The organism is Bacteroides sp. ET71 (genome assembly GCF_023336905.1).
Lineage (GTDB): Bacteria > Bacteroidota > Bacteroidia > Bacteroidales > Bacteroidaceae > Bacteroides.
Genome location: NZ_JAMBLS010000090.1, coordinates 1 through 1,360, shown reverse-complemented (window position 1 = coordinate 1,360; position 1,360 = coordinate 1). Strand labels below are relative to the sequence as shown.

The 1,360-nt window shown below is 28.6% G+C and carries 2 protein-coding genes; both read right to left on the bottom strand.

The window, feature by feature from the left end; all coding sequences use genetic code 11:
* Positions 1-159 precede the first annotated feature (159 nt).
* Positions 160-372 (bottom strand): GAD-like domain-containing protein, encoded by a 213-nt coding sequence (locus M3090_RS15960; protein WP_410553277.1) that lies wholly within the window; start codon positions 370-372, stop codon positions 160-162.
* Between the two features lie 12 nt (positions 373-384).
* Entirely contained in the window at positions 385-1,287 is a 903-nt protein-coding gene (locus M3090_RS15255) for a hypothetical protein (RefSeq protein WP_249057687.1), read from the bottom strand.
* Positions 1,288-1,360 lie beyond the last annotated feature (73 nt).

Here is a 1,360-nt window from a genome sequence, read left to right as displayed (position 1 = left end):
CAGCAGGGAACGGCTTGCCGTTATCCTGCGTTGTTATCAACTTTTTTCAAACTCAAAATTTATCTAAATCTTTGAATATGCCGATTGTTTGTGTACTTATATCTATATAAGTCAAAGATATCACCGAAAGTCGTACACATGAATGGAAGAAACGATTTGTCATAGTCCATAATATAACAAGAGTTTAGTACATCTTGGTAATCTTGACGGATTTATGATTTTAAGCAATCCTTCACAATAGCTGCCCAACCTAACTTCTTGCCATAAAGCAGTCAGTTCAGGATAAGACAAATCGGAGTATTTAGCGATAAAGGCATCATCAACTGTCTGCCTTATACTATTGATGTTCTTTTCTAAGAATTTCTCGTACATAATAAAATATAACTATAGATTTATTATTTTTGTTATATTTTCATTTTCCAATTCTGCCATTACTTTTTCCATATATGTATTATAAAGTTTTTCTCTAAATTGAATAGTTTCTTCAGAAAGCATAAATGATTTTAAGGTTAAAAACGGAATGAACCTCTTAATCAGTTCGTTTGTTATAAACTTTATATTTTTCCCTTGAATATGACGATATCGTAGTAATACCAATATTTCCGTGGGAATTAATTGCCATTCTGTAAAGTAAAACTCATTTTTAGAGAAGTTACCATCATTACATTTTCGTAAATGATAGATACAAATATCATCTATTAGTTGGTTAAACATAGTCGTGTCATCTGTGCAAATATTATCTATTAATTGGGCATATATGGGGTTAAGCCTCTTCTCTGTATAAATATTTAACAGGTGGCTGTTGTTTTTATTGTAATATTTATCATACATGACAATTGATTCTGGTAAAATTGTATCTTGATAATACACATAAGGAAAATCACTCTTTAATGTATCTTCTATTCTTTCAATTAAAATACATAGCATAATATCGGATTCTTTTTTTGGGAAAAAAGTCAAAACCCCCAAAAAGACAGATGTTAGTCCGACTTGATTCACTAATTCATTTTTACGATTCGAGTCTGAAAAATAAACAATATAACTTGAATAATAGTAAAATAAATAGTCTAAAAGTGAACAAAAATTATTTTCATTAGGGTCATACCAAAATAATTTACAGCATTTTCGCAAGTAGAAACTAGCAACAAATCGCATGGATAAATAGTCTAATCTAATAATATGAGGAGTCTTTGCAAAAAGTTCTAATTTTTGTTTATTTTCTTCTACGAATGTATCAGGTTCTTTATCTGTTATATTTTCTAATATTTTTTTTATTCGTCTATTCATATATTGGTTGTTTTTTGTACTGTTATAATAATCTAGGAAATTAATCAATCTGCCGATAATTAGAATTAGTTGA

Excerpts from the sequence above, each read along its gene's own strand:
- M3090_RS15960 (WP_410553277.1), bottom strand. The coding sequence starts at position 372 with ATGTACGAGAAATTCTTAGAAAAGAACATCAATAGTATAAGGCAGACA.
- M3090_RS15255 (WP_249057687.1), bottom strand. The coding sequence starts at position 1,287 with ATGAATAGACGAATAAAAAAAATATTAGAAAATATAACAGATAAAGAA.